Source organism: Polaribacter butkevichii (assembly GCF_038024105.1).
Classification (GTDB): Bacteria; Bacteroidota; Bacteroidia; order Flavobacteriales; family Flavobacteriaceae; genus Polaribacter; species Polaribacter butkevichii.
In genome coordinates this window covers 3,707,777-3,723,878 of sequence record NZ_CP150661.1, presented here as the reverse complement: position 1 = coordinate 3,723,878, position 16,102 = coordinate 3,707,777, and the positions used below count along the sequence as shown (strand labels likewise).

Genomic DNA, 16,102 nt, shown 5'->3' with positions numbered 1-16,102 from the left:
TTTTATTGTTTCCAGGTACTCGGACTTTTTCTCCAATCGTTTAACGTAATCAACTCCTTATCAGTAATATAATTACTATCTAAAGCTTGTTCTAACAAGTTTTCGTAACTACTTAACGTAGTTAACCCTACATTTTTTTCTTCAAAATTCTTAGTTGCTACATCAAATCCGTAAGAAAAAATAGCCACCATACCTTTTACAACAGCACCTGCTTCTTTTAAAGCATCTACCGCATTTAAGCTACTGTTACCTGTACTTATTAAATCTTCAATAACTACAACATTTTGCCCTCTTTCTAAATGCCCTTCAATTTGGTTCTTTCTACCATGTTTTTTTGGCTCTGGCCTTACATAAATAAAAGGAACTCCTAATTCTTGAGCCACTAAAACTCCAATTGCAATTGCACCGGTAGCAACACCAGCAATTACATCTGGTTTACCATATTGTAACTCTACAATTTTTGCAATTTCTTCTTTTAAAAAAACACGAACTGGAGGATAAGATAGCGTTATTCTGTTATCACAATATATTGGAGATTTCCAACCTGATGCCCAATTAAAAGGGTCATTGGGGCTTAACTTTATTGCTTTTATTTGCAATAAAAGTTCAGCTGTTTTTTTTGCCGTATCTTTGTTTAAAATCATATCGCAAATGTATAAAGTTTTTGTAAATGATACGCCAATAATTATCACTTCTTCTTCAAAAAAAGAAAATATTTTTCCTGTTTACAACTTTAAGAATGTTCTTTTTGATGATATCATTCATAAAATAAACAACAAAGAGCTAAAAGGCATTAATTTATATAGCACTGACTTAGAGAATGATTGGAAATCTTTTTTAAGTAATATGAAGGTAATTCCCGCCGCAGGCGGATTGGTGCTAAACCCCAAAAAAGAAATTCTATTTATTTTTAGAAATGGCGTTTGGGACCTACCAAAAGGTTGGGTAGAAAAAGGAGAAACCATAAAAACAGCCGCTATTAGAGAGGTAGAAGAAGAGTGTGGCATTTCTAACTTACACCTTATAAAACCTTTAGTAACCACCTACCATATTTATTTTCATAAAGGAATAAAGCTAAAACAAACCTATTGGTTTTTAATGTCTTCGGATGATCAAAAAGAATTAACACCTCAATTAGAAGAAGGAATAACCCAAGTTACCTTTAAAAACGAAGCTAAAACCAAAGAGGCACTGGCAAATTCTTATGCAAATATTCAATTAGTGTACGATACTTACAAAGAAGGATAGTTTTTTAAAAAAACCTTCTATCTTTGCCGACTCGAAAAAATCAACCAATTATGACTGAGTTTATTAGAAAAATTTTACCAAATGCAAAAGATGATGTCCTTGCAGGAATAACCGTTTCCCTAGCAATGATACCAGAAGTTGTCGCTTTTGCTTTTGTGGCACAAATAAGTCCTATTGTAGCTTTATTTGGTGCTTTTGTGGTAGGAATTATTTCTGCTAGTTTTGGTGGAAGACCCGGATTAATCTCTGGTGCTGCAGGTGCTGTTGCTGTTATTTTTGTGCATATGATACAAGAAGGACACGCAAAAGGCTTGTTATTTGACAATCCTGTAGAAAATATGGGCTACTTTTATCTTTTAGCTGCCGTAGTATTAATGGGAATTATACAAATATTTGCAGGTGTTTTTAAGTTAGGAAAATTTGTACGTTTAATTCCACATCCTGTAATGATGGGCTTTGTAAATGGTTTGGCCATTGTTATTTTTATGGCACAATTAGGCATGTTTAAAGAAAACAAAAAAGATTTCTTCGGACAAAATATGCGTAAAACCGAATCGAAAGAATTGGTCTATAATGTATCTAACAACCAAGTAAAAGATATAATGTCTGGTACCGTTTTATTTACTATTGATGGAAAATCAATAAAAAACAAAGCCACCAACCAAGAAGTATTTTTTGTGTCTGACGGACAAGTATTTGATGCAAAAACTAAAAAAGTTGTTTTTAATGCTTCCGATGAGGGTTTTTATTCAGTAAAAGATAGCGGTGTTGTAAAAACAACTATGCAAGGAAAAACCTTATATATAATGATTGGTTTGGTATTATTAACCATGCTAATTGTTTGGGGATTGCCTAAATTAACTACAAAAATACCTGCTGCATTAACAGCCATTTTAATCGTTACTCTAATTTCTATTTTTAGCGGATTGGGTTCTATTAATGTTGGCGATTTTATTAGAGATGGTGGTGGCGCTGGTTTAAATGGAATTGCAGAACTTTCTAAGAATTTAAATGTTTTAGAATTGTGGAGCAACCTTCCTTTTAATTTAGATACCTTAAAGTTTATTGCTCCTTATGCCTTTTTAGCAGCATCGGTTGGTTTAATAGAAACGTTAATGACCATGAATTTAGTGGATGAATTAACAGAATCTAGAGGTAACGGAAACAAAGAGTGTATTGCGCAAGGTGCAGGAAACATTGTAAGTGGTGCCTTTGGTGGAACTGGTGGTTGTGGTATGATTGGACAAACCGTAATTAATATCAATGCTGGCGGACGTGGACGTTTATCGGGCGTAATGATGGCATTAACACTATTAACTTTTATTTTATTTGCAGATAAATATATAGAGCAAGTGCCCATTGCAGCGCTTGTTGGTGTAATGTTTATGATGGTGATTGAAACTTTTGCTTGGTCTAGTTTTAGAATTTTAAAGAAAATACCAATGGCAGATGCTTTTGTATTAATCATTGTTTCTGCAGTAACAGTTTTCTTTGATTTGGCCATTGCCGTATTTGTAGGGGTTATTATTTCTGCTTTATCTTTTGCTTGGACAAGTGCTAAGAAAATTAGAGCTAGAAAACGTTTTAAAGCAGACGGAACAAAAATTTACGAAATTTGGGGTCCTTTATTCTTTGGAAGTATTACCGAATTTAATGAAAAGTTCGATATTAAAAACGACCCAGATGTTGTAGAAATAGATTTTGTAGAAGCACGTGTTACAGATCATTCTGCCATAGAAGCTATTTTTAATTTGGTTGAAAAGTACCAAGCAGCCAACAAAAAAATCACCTTAAAACACTTGAGTGAAGATTGTAAATTGTTATTGTTTAAATCGAGCCCAATATTTCAGGAAATCATTATAGAAGATATCGATGATCCTCGTTATCACTTAGCTGCAAACCCAGAAGATTTTCCTAAACCTTTAGGTGAGTATAAGTTTTAATGGGAAATAATTTCTATAAAAAATGAGTTCTTTTAACTGCTTTTTTAGCGGAGTATAAAGAAACAAATTCTAAATCTTTTAAAAAAATTTCATACAACGATGCAATTAGATATTTTCTAATTGCATCGTTTTTGTTTTCACCTAATTCATTACCTAAATGAACACCTTTCTTGTAGATAGCAAATAATGTATCTTTTTTATTATTTATTTCACAACCATTAATATCATAATAAATATCAGCTTCCTGGTCATACCAATCTGTCCAATAAAACCACTCGTCCTTTGTATTAAAGGTTAATAGCTCTTCTTTCCAATCTAATCCTAAACCCTCAATATAGAATTTAGCTTGTTCTTCGGTTTCGCAATAATATTCTCCATCATTGAAACAATAACCTTCATTCATTCCTTTCCCGTTAAAATTAGTTACTCTAGCATATTTTTTCATGTTTAAATATTTTTTCAAAGATACAAAATGATACATATTGTATGTTGATTAACGCATACAATATGTATAGTTTAGATTGATGGTAAATAAATTTCTTTTAAAAGAATTTGGAATAAGAATTAGAGAGTTAAGACTCGAAAACAAACTAAGTCAAGAAAAACTTTCTTTCAAAACAGGATTTCATAGAACTTATATTGGTATGATTGAAAGAGGCGAAAGAAATATATCTCTAACCAATATTGCTGTATTTTCAAAAGTTTTTGAAATGGAGATTTCAGATTTATTAAACTTTAAAAATCAAAATTCAAAACTAAGTTTTAATGATTATCAACTTAAAACTGATAGTTAAATGAAAAGAGCATACTACAGTAATACAATTTCAGAGTTTTTAACTGAAGATTCAAATTCAGTTTTAGGCCAATTAAGCTTAAACCATAGTAATCGTTCGTTAGAGGATTTACAAAAAAATGCTTGGGTTAAACAGATTGAAATTCTTAAGAGTGAGTTAACTGGAATTAGAGGTTCAATTTATTTTGAATTTCAAATTCCTAGAATGGGAAAACGTGTTGACAACATAATAATTGTTGATGATTGTGTTTTTGTAGTCGAATTTAAGGTCGGTGATAATACATATGGTAAACATGCAGAATTACAAGTAATAGACTATTGTTTAGATTTAAAAAATTTCCATGAAGGCAGTCATTTTGTTAAATTAATTCCAGTACTAATTGCAACAAATGCTGAATGGTGTTCAACTAATACAGAAAAAGTAATAGAACATTATCAAGTTGCAAAATGTAACAAATCTGGAATCAGAGAAATAATTGAGAAATTTACTCAGTATCCGAGGGATGAAATAAATATTGAAATTTGGGAGAATTCAATATATAAGCCTACACCAACAATAGTTGAGGCAGCTCAAGCACTATACAAAGGACACAAGGTTGAGGAGATATCTCGCCATGATTCAGAAAAAATAAATCTAAACAAAACTTCTAATTATATAAATGAAGTCATAGATAATTCAAAGCTAAATAATAAAAAATCAATTTGTTTTATTACAGGAGTACCAGGAGCAGGAAAAACATTGGCAGGCTTAAGTATTGCAAATGAAAGAATGCTCGCAAATGAGGATGAACATGCAGTTTTTCTTTCAGGAAATGGTCCATTGGTAGATGTTTTAAGAGAAGCTTTAGCTAGAGACTTTGTTTTAACAGCTGCAGAAAGTGGTCAACGAGTTACTAAAGATGAAGCTAAAAGAAAAACAAGTACTTTTATTCAAAACATTCATCATTTTAGGGATGAATATATAAAGTATAATGTTAAGCCTACCGAAAGAGTTGTAGTATTTGATGAAGCTCAAAGAGCATGGACTAATAAGCAAGTTAGTTCATTTATGAAAAGAAAGAAAGGTATTGAAGATTTTGATATGTCTGAACCAGAATTTTTGATTGATGTTATGAATCGTCATAAAGATTGGTGTACAATTATATGTTTAATTGGTGGAGGACAAGAAATAAACACAGGAGAAGCAGGTCTTGAGGAATGGGTTAGTGCTTTTCAAAAAAACTACAACGACTGGGAGATTCATTTTTCAAATTCTATTGTCAATAGTCCTAATTATATAAAATCTGAAACTCAAAGAAAGTGGTTGAATAGAAATGGAATTTCTGAAACGGATTTACATTTAGCGGTTTCAGTGCGCTCTTTTAGGTCAGAAAAAGTATCCGAATTTGTTCACGAACTATTGGAATTAAATTTAGAAACAACAAAAAAACTATATTCAGACATTAAAAATGATTTCCCTATTTACATTACACGAGATATAAGAGTAGCTAAAAAATGGCTAAGAGAAGAAAGTAAAGGGACAGAAAGAACTGGTTTAATAGCATCTTCTGGAGCCAGAAGACTTAAAGCTTTAGGGTTTGATGTTAAAAATGAAATATCTGCTCCTTATTGGTTTTTAAACTCAAACGATGATATTAGGTCTTCCTATTTCTTAGAAGATATAGCTACAGAATTTGATATACAAGGTTTAGAAATAGATAGGACTTGTTTAATTTGGGGAGCTAATTTTCATATTGATAATAACGAATGGAAATACCAAAATTTTAAAGGAACAAAATGGCAAAACATAAAACAAGAAGTAAGTAAAAATTATCTTAAAAATACTTATAGAGTTTTATTAACTAGAGGAAGACAAGGTATGATAATTTTTATACCTGAAGGTTCGGAAATAGACCATACAAGACCTAAAATTTTTTATGATGGTACTTATAATTACTTAAAAAAAATAGGTATAGTAGAATTATTTTGATTCATCCCTAAAATAATATTCCGTTAAATTAAAATACTCCCCCCTCAAAAACCCCACAAAAAAAACTTTAAACACGTTTTCCTATATCATTAATACAAGCTTTACAACTAAGAAAACCATTTTAAACATCTAAGTTGCTCTACTCCTTATCTAAAAAACAAAAAATAGATTCTTCAATTGAAGAACAACAACTATTTAACGTGCATACTCTTAAAACCATCTTCAACATCCGCAGTTCTTAAAGCCGGAACAATTTTATAATATTTTTTAATAAAGGCCACTTGTTTTGCATTAACCGCAGGTAAAGGCACAATCCCTACCGTCCAGAAAAAACTATCTTTTGTGGGAGAATTATAAGCAAAAGCACCTTCTATATGTTGGTTATATTCTAAACTCATGCTCGAATTTACATTTGGTTGTACAATATTTTTAAGCTTTAAAATACTGGTTTTGGTATTCGTTTTTTTTATGGTGGTGTAGTTGCTCAATTTTAATTCGGTTAAAAAAGGGACCAAACTTAGCAATAAACTTATATAGGTAAATAACACAATTATTTTTTCTTTTTTAAAAAACCAAACGCAAATTTGCATGGAAAAAAACAACATATAAAAAAAGAAAAATCGGTATTGAGGAGAAAAAATCCACGCCAATACAAAATGTAAAACTCCAATTATGTACAAGATAAAAACGGATTTTTCTTTACTTTTTAGAAACCATAAAAAAGGAAAAGAGAGTAATAAAGTTGTAAAAATAATATTGATTATTCCATTAAATTTAAAAGAGGTAACCCAAGCAATAAACAATTGATATGTAGAAAGGTTTTCTAATTCTTGATAATCAAAAGCAGCACTATACGTACCCACTTTAAACAAATGAATCAATTCTTTAGGCACTTTCCAATCTACATTTAAAACATCAAAATTTTCTAACGGATATAATAAATAACCTGTAAGAATTACATTTTTAATCAAAAATAAAAACAGTACAAAAACAGAGAAAAGAATGGGTTTTACTAGATTCGGTTTTAATGTTTTAAAATGCTTAACAACTAAAATTAAAGGCAACAACACCAAAACACAAGTGGTGATTTTTATGACACACAAAAAAATTGTGAGCAATAGCACAATACTAAAACTAGAAAAGTCTATGGCTTTATAATGCTTTATAAAAAGGAAAAATAACAACTGACTTATTAAAAATACCGATAAATCTGGTGAAGGTGCATTGATAAAAAAAATAAGAAAAGGCAGACTTATTAAGACGCTACCTATATACAATTGGTTTATTTTTTTACTTGTTTTAAAATGATGTAATTGTTGAAAGCAGAGAAAAGAAAAAAGAACTAAAAAGTAACCGTTTAAATCATTAAAAGAGGTTTCTAAAAACGGAAAAGAAAATGCCGCTTGTAAAATATGCCAACTAGAGGTTTGTGCAAAAAAGATATGTAAATTTCCCAATCCTTTAACAAATCCGTATTCATTTAACCATTTTATGGTTTGTATATAATAACTCTCATTATCAAAAATAGCAGGCGTAACCGACGACATTGCCAACGCAGCAACACTAATAAAAATAATACACAATTTATAAGTGTTACTAAATAAAAGCCAACATTTTTTAAACTGAATGAGATGTACTTTAACGTCTTTTTTTAACAACCAAATTACTGCCATTGTTACACTAGCCATGAAGCCGTAAAAAACAAGATCTAAAGCAAAGAAAAAAGCATACACCCAACTAAATAATGTTATGGAAAATAGTCCTAAAATATGGTGAATGGTAAAGTTTTGATTCTCAATTTTAAATAGTTTTTTTAATAAAAACCCAAAGCTTAAGGAGGAAATGAAAATATAAATCCAATTAACTAAAATTAAAAGCATGTGTTTTTTAAAATTGATTTTACAGACTACAAGTTACGAATAAAATAATTTTCTACTTCGTTAAATATCCAATTGTTCTCGACTCCGCTCGAACGGATAACTCTTTAAAAAATTTGATTCCATAGATCCATCGTAAACATAGGTTTTGTGTTATAAAAATGAATCCAATTTAAATAGTCAACCCATTTATAAACATCCGCTAGTACGAGCGAGACGCTCGTACTAGCATTGCATTGGATTTGAAATTAAAGTAATTGTAAATATTAAAAACCTAAAACAAAATACAAACTGGCATTGGCGCAGCAACTTCACTAACAAAAGTTAATGTACCCGTTGTAGCATCTCTTTTAAAAGAAACAATATTATCTGTATCTTGATTAGCAACTAATAAAAACTGTTCATCTGGAGACAGTGAAAAATTACGAGGATGTTTCCCTAAAACAGGCTCGTAACCAATTGTTTTTAAAGTTCCGTTTTCTGAATTAACGGCATACATCACAATAGATTCGTGTCCGCGGTTAGAAGCATATAAAAATTTTCCGTCTTTGGTTATATGAATATCTGCTGCCTTGCTAAACGCTGTAAAGTCTGATGGTAAAGTAGCAATTGAAAAATCTACAAAATATTTTCCGTCTTTTTCTTTTACCAAAGAAACCGTATTGTCTAACTCATTTAATACGTAAATCCATTTATTATTTGGATGAAAGGTTAAATGTCTTGGTCCTGCTCCGTCTTCCATTTTTAAAGATTTTTGAGCCGTAGCAACTAGTTGATTTGTGTGTGTATCAATTGTAGAAAACAACAATTCGTTGGTTCCTAAATCTACAGAAATCACTTCTTTTTTAGCTGGATGAAACCAAGCTGAATGTGCATGAGGTCCTTTTTGTCTTTCTGTGGTACCTTTACCAACATGTTGTTGCACATCTAATAATGTAGATAATTTACCAGAAGCATCTGCTTTTAACAAACCTACGCTTCCGCTTCTGTAATTTGCAGTTACTACATAATTATCATCATTTACAGCCACAAAACAAGGTCCAGAACCACCACTTTTTTCATTACTGATAAGTTGCAAAGCATCTTTTGTTATTTTAAAAGACTTTACATACCCAATGCCGTTTGCATCTGTTTCACCAACAGAAAAAAGTGTTTTTTTATCTTTAGATTTCACTAAAAAAGTAGGGTTTATAGTTTCTGCAACCAAGCCTATTCTTGTTAATTTTCCTTCTTCAGAAATTTGATATTTATAAATTCCTTTAGAATCTTTTTTGGTATACGTACCTACATAAAAAGTAGTCTCCATAGTCTCATTTTTTAGGGATGCTTTTTTACCTGTTTCAGATTTACATCCGAATAAAAATATTGATACTAAAAACAGCGATAACAATTTCATAAATTAAAATATTTTAAAAATAGGCAAACGTAAGTGTGCTAATTCGTAATGAGGTGATTGTTTGTAAACAAAATTCAGTTGTGCTTTTGCGTTATTAGCAAACGCTGTATCTGTCTTTAGTTTTTCTAAAAACTCTTTTTTTATGGTTGGATTCTGAGCTAAAAAGTCTTCTGCAATATCTTCGAAAACATAGGCAGAATAGCCTTCTTTTTGTTGTAAAATGGTATCAAAAAAATTCCAATTAAAAAAAGAATCTGTTGCTGCTGCCTCTAAGGTTTCTAACAAATAACGAACACCCTTTTGATGGGTATCAATATATACATCTCCTTTTCTAAATTTAAAATTCTGTGTGGATGCTTTTACCGAAGTATTAGCATGTAAATAATGCCCTTCGTAAGCTGTTTTACTCGTTTCAAAATTATCTATATGATTTACTTCCACAGCAATTACCGTATCGTTTTTAAAACGTGAAAATTTAATATTATTATTTTTTAATCGTTCTAACACTTTATGCCAACCTTGTTGTAAAACATACGCTTTTGGAATTTTTACAGTCTTTGTGGCTACAAAATTATTGTAATATTTTACAGGCTCGGTATACGGTTTTGATTTATCGTAAAACAAGCGTTGCCCTGTGGTTACCTTACTATCTATATATTCGCCTTCGTATCCTTTAAATTGTAATTCTGTAGAATTTTTTGCATCAACCTTAAAAACTATCGGATATGTTTCTTGTGCCAATACCTCATCCACAGCATTTGCTCTTAATTCTTTAATTTTTACGCCATTTTTTTCTGTAAAGTCTAAAGCAGAAAACAGCAATTGATACGTTTGTGCTACTCTTGTTTTATACGGTTTTAACATGTGTGTTTCTACCATTAAACCTAAGGTGTTAAATAAGGTTGTGTAGCCTGTAGAATATCTTGGTGAGTCGAAAAACTGAGACCAACCTTCTTTTGGAGTTGTACCCCAAACATTTACATAAGGCGTAATTGCAATGCCTTTATTTTCTAGTGATTTCTCTAAACTCGGACGCATATTCTCTTCTATAAAAGTCCCTAAATTACCGCCTAATTTATTGTGTTGTGTAAATAAATGAGTAATGGCATATTGATAATCGGCACCGTTACTTACGTGATTATCAATAAAAACATCAGGATTTACAGTATGAAAAATATCAGCAAAAGCTGCCGCATTTTTTGAGTCTTGTTTGATAAAATCTCTATTTAAATCGTAGTTTCTAGCATTTCCTCTAAAACCATATGATTTTGGTCCGTTTTGATTTGCTCTCGTGGCTGAATTTCTATTTAAAGAACCACCAATATTATACACAGGAATGACACAAATAATGGTGTTTTTATACTTTTCTTTTAACGAATCGTTCTGTACAAGATCTCTAAGCAACAACATAGAAGCATCAATTCCGTCTGATTCTCCGGGATGAATTCCGTTGTTAATTAAAACCCTATTTTTTGGTAAGTGCTTAATTTCATCCACATTAAAAACACCCTCGTTACTATAAACCACCAAATGCAACGGCTTGCCCGAATCTGTTTCTCCGAAAGAAAATAATGAAATGGCTGCATACTCTTCTGCTAAATCTTTGTAATAAGAAATTACATCTTTGTATTCTGGAGTTTCGGTTCCGTTTGATGTTTCAAAAAGTGTTGTAAAATTTTTAGGTGCTTTTGATGAATTATCACAAGAAATCATCAATAATAAAACAGCCGACAACAGTACTTCTTTAAAATAATAACGCATATTTATTTAACTCTTACCGGTTTGGGTACTAATTTTGTATAATCTCCATTGTTTCTAATTACATCTCTAACAATAGATGATGATATATAAGATGTACTTGCTGCCGTAAGTAAAAATACTGTTTCTATAGGTGCTAAATCTCTATTGGTGTGGGCAATTGCTTTTTCGAATTCGAAATCTGCGGGGTTTCTTAAGCCTCTAAAAATAAAATCTACATTGTTTTTTTGGCAAAAATCTACCGTTAACCCTTCGTAGGTTACTACTTTAATTTTTGGTTCGTGCGCAAAACAGTCTTCAATAAACTTTTTACGTTCCTCTAAAGAAAACATGTATTTTTTATCGGCATTGATACCAATGGCAATAATAAGTTCATCGAACAATTTGACACCGCGCTCTATAATATCATAATGACCTAATGTGATTGGATCAAATGATCCTGGAAAAATTGCTCTTTTCATTCTATTGAATTTGATTTTTTTGATGTTTTAGACACATGAAACACGACTGACAATGTATACTTTAAAATTCTTATCTTAAAATAGTATCACTTGTCTAACGAATCTATGAAATTTGATATTTTTTGTTGTAATTTTTGGATTCTTTTTTCAAAATCGATAAAAGTTTCATTAGAAATAAAGTTTAAATTATTACATATTATAAGTTGAGTTTCCCATTCAAAAGCAGAACCTAAACTATGCTCTAAAAAAGTAACAAAATGTTTATTTGTTCTTTTACTTGTCCCTTCAGATATATTTGAAGGAATAGAAACAGCACATCTATTTAATTGACTAATCAAACCAAACCTCTCGTAATCTGGCAATGTTGAAGTGAATTTATAATTTAAAGTAACTAATTCTATTGCCTCTTGCCAAATTTGTAACTTTTTAAAATTATGTCTTTTCATAGCTTTCTTATTTTAACGTTATAAATATTTTTGTCTCTTACTGTTAAAACATCCTGACTCAAATCCACAACAGTGATCATCATCTTGTTTCATGGTTCAAAAACATCTTGTCTCTAAAAACGCTATTTTAATGCCGATTCTATAGCGTTATCAAATAGTTCTTCTAATGATATTCCTGCTACTTGTGCTTGTTGTGGTAAAATACTATTTTCTGTTAAACCTGGTACTGTATTCATTTCTAAGAAATGTGGTTCTCCATTTACCAAAATATATTCTGAACGTGAAAAACCAGACATATTTAAAATTGCATATACTTTTTTAGCAATTTCTTCTACTTTTATTTTTGCACTTTCTGATATTCTTGCTGGAGTTATCTCTTGTGATTTTCCTTCATATTTAGCTTCGTAATCAAAGAAATCATTTTCTGTTACTATTTCTGTAATTGGCAACACTTTAATTGCTCCTTTATATTGAATGACACCCACAGAAACTTCGGGTCCGTCTAAAAAAGATTCAATTAAAATTTCTGAATCTTCTTGATACGCTTTTTCTAAAGCAGGCAACATTTCTGCTTTTGTATGCGCTTTAGAAATACCGTAACTAGAACCTGCATTATTGGGCTTTACAAAACAAGGCAAACCAACTTTACTAATTATAGCATCTACATCTACAACATCTCCTTTATTTAAATACACAGACACAGCTGTTTTAATGCCATATTCTTTTACCACACTTAACGTATCTCTTTTATTAAAAGTTAAGGCCATTTGGTAAAAAGGTGCCGAAGTATGTTTTAAATTGATCAGCTTAAAATAGGCTAATAAAGTTCCGTTTTCTCCGGGCGCACCATGAATTGCATTAAAAACACAATCGAAAGTTATTTTTTGATCACCTAACATAAAAGAAAAATCGTCTCTATTAATAGGATACTCATTATTAGCAGCATCTAAAGCAACCCATTTCTCTTTTAAAATATGAATTCGATAAGGACTGTATTTCTGTTTGTTTAAATGGTTGTACACTACATTTCCGCTGGTAAGCGAAATATTAACTTCGGATGAATAACCACCCATAACAATGGCAATGTTCTTTTTCATGGATTATAAAATAATAAAACAAATTTATCAAAATAATTATAGAAATAGCAACGTTTAGTTTTTATATCTTTGTGCGTTCTAAAAATCAAAAAATGAGTGTTTTTCAATTTATAAAAAGTAAATCTTTCTTTATACAAGTAACTATTGCCATTGTAGGTTTGTTAATCTTTATTTTTGCTCTAAAATATTGGTTAGGGTATTCTACCAATCACGATCAAAAAATTCAGGTTCCTAATTTGCATAAAATGTCTTTAGAGAATGTAGAAAACAAATTAAAAGAACTTAATTTAGATTTTATTGTTATAGACAGTGCTAGTTACAATCCAGACTATCCTAAAAAATCTGTTATTGAGCAATCGCCAGAAGCAGGAGATTTTGTTAAAGAAAAACGTAAAATTTATCTAACGTTAAACCCTTCTAAATATAGAGATGTTACCATACCAGATTTAAACGGAAAAACCAAAAGACAAGCTATTTCTCATTTAAGATCAATCGGTTTTAATATTGGTACAAACCCTATTTCTGTGAGAGATATTGGTAAAGATGTAGTACGTGGATTGCGTTACAATGGAAAAATATTAAACAAAGGAGATAAATTACCGCTAAATTCTATTGTAGATTTAGTTTTAGGTGATGGAAACGGGAATTAAATCAGTATTCAGTATTCAGTATTCAGTATTCAGTATTCAGTATTCAGTATTCAAAAATAAAAATTAAACAGTTGAAGTTTGAGATTCTTTACGGATGTCACCTAAAACTTAAAAAATAAATTTTGCAAGAAAATCAACCTCAAGATCAAGAAAACGACGACTTATACGAACATCACAGATTTACAGCTAGTGAAGGTCAAGAACCTTTAAGAGTAGATAAATTTTTAATGAACTTTGTAGAAAACGCTACCAGAAATAAAATTCAGCAAGCTGCAAAAGCAGGTAATATTTTGGTAAATGAAGTGGTTGTAAAATCGAATCATAAAGTTAAACCAAACGACGTTGTTAGAGTTGTTTTAGCATATCCACCAGCAGAAAATTTATTAGTTGCAGAAGATATTCCTTTAGATATTGTTTATGAAGATGATACTGTTATTGTAGTAAACAAACCAGCAGGAATGGTGGTGCATCCAGGACACGGAAATTATTCTGGAACCTTGGTGAATGGTTTAATTCATCATATAGAAAATTTACCAACCAATTCTAACGAAAGACCTGGTTTGGTGCATAGAATAGATAAAGATACTAGTGGATTATTAGTAGTAGCAAAAACAGAATTTGCCATGGCTAATTTATCGAAACAGTTTTTTGACAGAACTACAGAACGTTTATATTATGCTTTAGTTTGGGGAAATATAGATGAAGATGAAGGTACAATTGAAGGAAATATTGGACGTAGTTTAAAAAACCGTTTGCAAATGGCTGTTTTTCCTAATGGAGATTTTGGTAAACACGCGGTTACACATTATAAGGTTTTAGAACGTTTAACTTATGTAACTTTAGTGCAATGTAAATTAGAAACGGGTAGAACTCATCAAATTAGAGCGCATTTTAAGCATATTGGGCATACGTTATTTAATGATGAGCGCTATGGTGGAGATGATATTTTAAAAGGAACAACGTTTACCAAATACAAGCAATTTGTAAACAACTGCTTTAAAGTATTACCTAGACAAGCGCTACATGCTAAAACATTAGGATTTACACACCCTAAAACGGGAGAATTTATGCAATTTAATTCAGAGGTTCCCAATGATATTACAGAGTGTTTAGAAAAATGGAGAACGTATTCTGAGAATTCTAAAGATGTAGAATTAGACTAGAATACTTCGTTCTTATATAAAATAAAACAGCGATTTGTATTTAAATACAAATCGCTGTTTTTTATTTTCTTTTTTTTGATTAATTAACTTGTTTTTGCACACGCTTAGCACTTAAGAAATCATATAATTTATCCAATCCTTTTGCTGTATTTTTTTCGAATACTTTTTTTACTATTAAAAAAATAGCCAACTTTTTAATCGGAGATTTTGCTTCTAAATACGTTTCTAAAACTAATTTACATTTTCCAGCATCTAATGGAGTTATCACATAAAACTGATACAATTTATCTACAGGAATTGGACTCTCCGTCATTTCTCCGTAAACCAATTGCCCAGGTTTTACTTCTTTTGTAACCACCACAAAATCTAAATGCTTTTGATTAACAACACAAACATGCTCCGATCCTAACCTTGTAACTTCATTTACATGATACTTAATTTCATTAACCTCCTCTTTCCATTGTGTTCTATAAGCGTAATTAGTTAACGCTTCTAACAATTCTTCTGCCGCAACAAGAAACTCTTTTTCTACAATAAAACTCGGAGATTTGTTAAAAACAACTTTACTCGGAATAAGAAATGATTTTAATTTTAAATGACGATTATCTATTATAGAATATAAATAATCTAATTGGTTGCCATCATAACGATCATTTCCTTGTTTAAAATTATATAATTTTGATTGATAATTGCCAGACAAACCAATCGTATCTGTCAATTCTTTGCTAAACAACACATAATTGTCGCTATCAACAGAATTTTTCATGAGTCGATGCGCTTCAATAACTTGTTTCCCAAAAGGTTTTCTATTATTCTGAACAGTTAAAAATTGTAACTCGCCACAATGTGCAATAATTTTCAACTGTAATTTAGGGGCTGTAGAACAGGCATTACACGGACAAATTCTGTTTTTTTCTAACAGTTTTAAATGGCTATAAAAGGCCGTAAAGATGTGTTCTGATAAAGCCAACAACCTTTCTAAAGAAGGAATCTCATTTTCTTTATAGAAAAACAAAGCATCTCCTTCTATTTCTGCTAATTGTAACTCTTCTGTATTAGCGGCTATTAAAACTTCTAATAATTCTGAAATTACATGCTGACTGTGTTCTACTTCTGTAGTTTGAACAAATTCTGTAAAACCAGAAATATCAGGTAAAAAAAGTAAAGATTTGCCCATGCTCTGTTTGTCGATTTTAAAACTTAAAACTAACTAAAAAACAGATACAAACAATTATTATTTACATATTCGTTCTTCCTTTTCTAAATTGCAAAAAAATAACCTCGAAGATTCTCCTCGAGGT

Annotated in this window: 15 protein-coding genes; 6 read left to right on the top strand and 9 right to left on the bottom strand. The window is 30.7% G+C overall.

Annotated elements, in window-relative coordinates; all coding sequences use genetic code 11:
• Window positions 1-2 precede the first annotated feature (2 nt).
• Window positions 3-644 (bottom strand): orotate phosphoribosyltransferase, encoded by a 642-nt coding sequence (gene pyrE / locus WG951_RS15695; RefSeq protein ID WP_105047885.1) that lies wholly within the window; start codon window positions 642-644, stop codon window positions 3-5.
• Window positions 645-651: 7 nt separating this feature from the next.
• Between pyrE and WG951_RS15690 the strand changes: the two genes are divergently transcribed.
• Together WG951_RS15690 and WG951_RS15685 are read left to right on the top strand one after the other, a co-directional pair.
• Window positions 652-1,248, top strand: coding sequence for an NUDIX hydrolase (locus tag WG951_RS15690; RefSeq protein ID WP_105049329.1), 597 nt, complete (start codon window positions 652-654; stop codon window positions 1,246-1,248).
• 50 nt (window positions 1,249-1,298) lie between these two features.
• Window positions 1,299-3,191: a SulP family inorganic anion transporter gene (locus tag WG951_RS15685; protein ID WP_105047884.1), complete on the top strand. Its 1,893-nt coding sequence runs from the start codon at window positions 1,299-1,301 to the stop codon at window positions 3,189-3,191.
• A gap of 13 nt (window positions 3,192-3,204) precedes the next feature.
• Here WG951_RS15685 and WG951_RS15680 read toward each other — a convergent pair whose 3' ends face one another.
• Complete coding sequence (locus tag WG951_RS15680) at window positions 3,205-3,636, bottom strand: hypothetical protein (protein ID WP_105047883.1); 432 nt, start codon at window positions 3,634-3,636, stop codon at window positions 3,205-3,207.
• A gap of 79 nt (window positions 3,637-3,715) precedes the next feature.
• On the opposite strand from WG951_RS15680, the gene WG951_RS15675 reads away from it, so the two are divergent.
• Complete coding sequence (locus tag WG951_RS15675) at window positions 3,716-3,985, top strand: helix-turn-helix domain-containing protein (protein WP_105047882.1); 270 nt, start codon at window positions 3,716-3,718, stop codon at window positions 3,983-3,985.
• Window positions 3,986-5,953 carry a DUF2075 domain-containing protein gene (locus WG951_RS15670; RefSeq protein ID WP_105047881.1) on the top strand — a complete coding sequence of 656 codons (1,968 nt, stop codon included), beginning with the start codon at window positions 3,986-3,988 and terminating at the stop codon, window positions 5,951-5,953.
• A gap of 191 nt (window positions 5,954-6,144) precedes the next feature.
• Here WG951_RS15670 and WG951_RS15665 read toward each other — a convergent pair whose 3' ends face one another.
• The 6 genes from WG951_RS15665 to WG951_RS15640 all read right to left on the bottom strand — a co-directional run bounded on the left by WG951_RS15665 (window position 6,145) and on the right by WG951_RS15640 (window position 12,988).
• Window positions 6,145-7,833 carry an LIC_10190 family membrane protein gene (locus tag WG951_RS15665; protein ID WP_105047880.1) on the bottom strand — a complete coding sequence of 563 codons (1,689 nt, stop codon included), beginning with the start codon at window positions 7,831-7,833 and terminating at the stop codon, window positions 6,145-6,147.
• A gap of 271 nt (window positions 7,834-8,104) precedes the next feature.
• Window positions 8,105-9,226: a lactonase family protein gene (locus tag WG951_RS15660; protein WP_105047879.1), complete on the bottom strand. Its 1,122-nt coding sequence runs from the start codon at window positions 9,224-9,226 to the stop codon at window positions 8,105-8,107.
• Window positions 9,227-9,229: 3 nt separating this feature from the next.
• Complete coding sequence (locus WG951_RS15655) at window positions 9,230-10,987, bottom strand: M14 family metallopeptidase (RefSeq protein WP_211296692.1); 1,758 nt, start codon at window positions 10,985-10,987, stop codon at window positions 9,230-9,232.
• A gap of 2 nt (window positions 10,988-10,989) precedes the next feature.
• A complete protein-coding gene (gene coaD / locus WG951_RS15650) occupies window positions 10,990-11,445 on the bottom strand; it encodes a pantetheine-phosphate adenylyltransferase (RefSeq protein WP_105047878.1) in 456 nt (151 codons plus the stop codon).
• Between the two features lie 86 nt (window positions 11,446-11,531).
• Complete coding sequence (locus tag WG951_RS15645) at window positions 11,532-11,891, bottom strand: four helix bundle protein (RefSeq protein ID WP_105047877.1); 360 nt, start codon at window positions 11,889-11,891, stop codon at window positions 11,532-11,534.
• Between the two features lie 122 nt (window positions 11,892-12,013).
• On the bottom strand, window positions 12,014-12,988 hold the full coding sequence (locus tag WG951_RS15640) for a D-alanine--D-alanine ligase (protein WP_105047876.1): 975 nt from the start codon (window positions 12,986-12,988) through the stop codon (window positions 12,014-12,016).
• Between the two features lie 92 nt (window positions 12,989-13,080).
• Here WG951_RS15640 and WG951_RS15635 point away from each other — a divergent pair, with 92 nt between their 5' ends.
• A complete protein-coding gene (locus WG951_RS15635) occupies window positions 13,081-13,638 on the top strand; it encodes a PASTA domain-containing protein (RefSeq protein ID WP_105047875.1) in 558 nt (185 codons plus the stop codon).
• A gap of 122 nt (window positions 13,639-13,760) precedes the next feature.
• The gene (locus tag WG951_RS15630) at window positions 13,761-14,801 is read left to right on the top strand and encodes an RluA family pseudouridine synthase (RefSeq protein ID WP_105047874.1); all 1,041 of its coding nucleotides are present in this window, start codon (window positions 13,761-13,763) and stop codon (window positions 14,799-14,801) included.
• A 79-nt stretch (window positions 14,802-14,880) separates the two neighbouring features.
• On the opposite strand, the gene WG951_RS15625 is transcribed toward WG951_RS15630, so the two are convergent.
• Window positions 14,881-15,978, bottom strand: coding sequence for a DUF2652 domain-containing protein (locus WG951_RS15625; RefSeq protein ID WP_105047873.1), 1,098 nt, complete (start codon window positions 15,976-15,978; stop codon window positions 14,881-14,883).
• Between the last annotated feature and the right edge of the window lie 124 nt (window positions 15,979-16,102).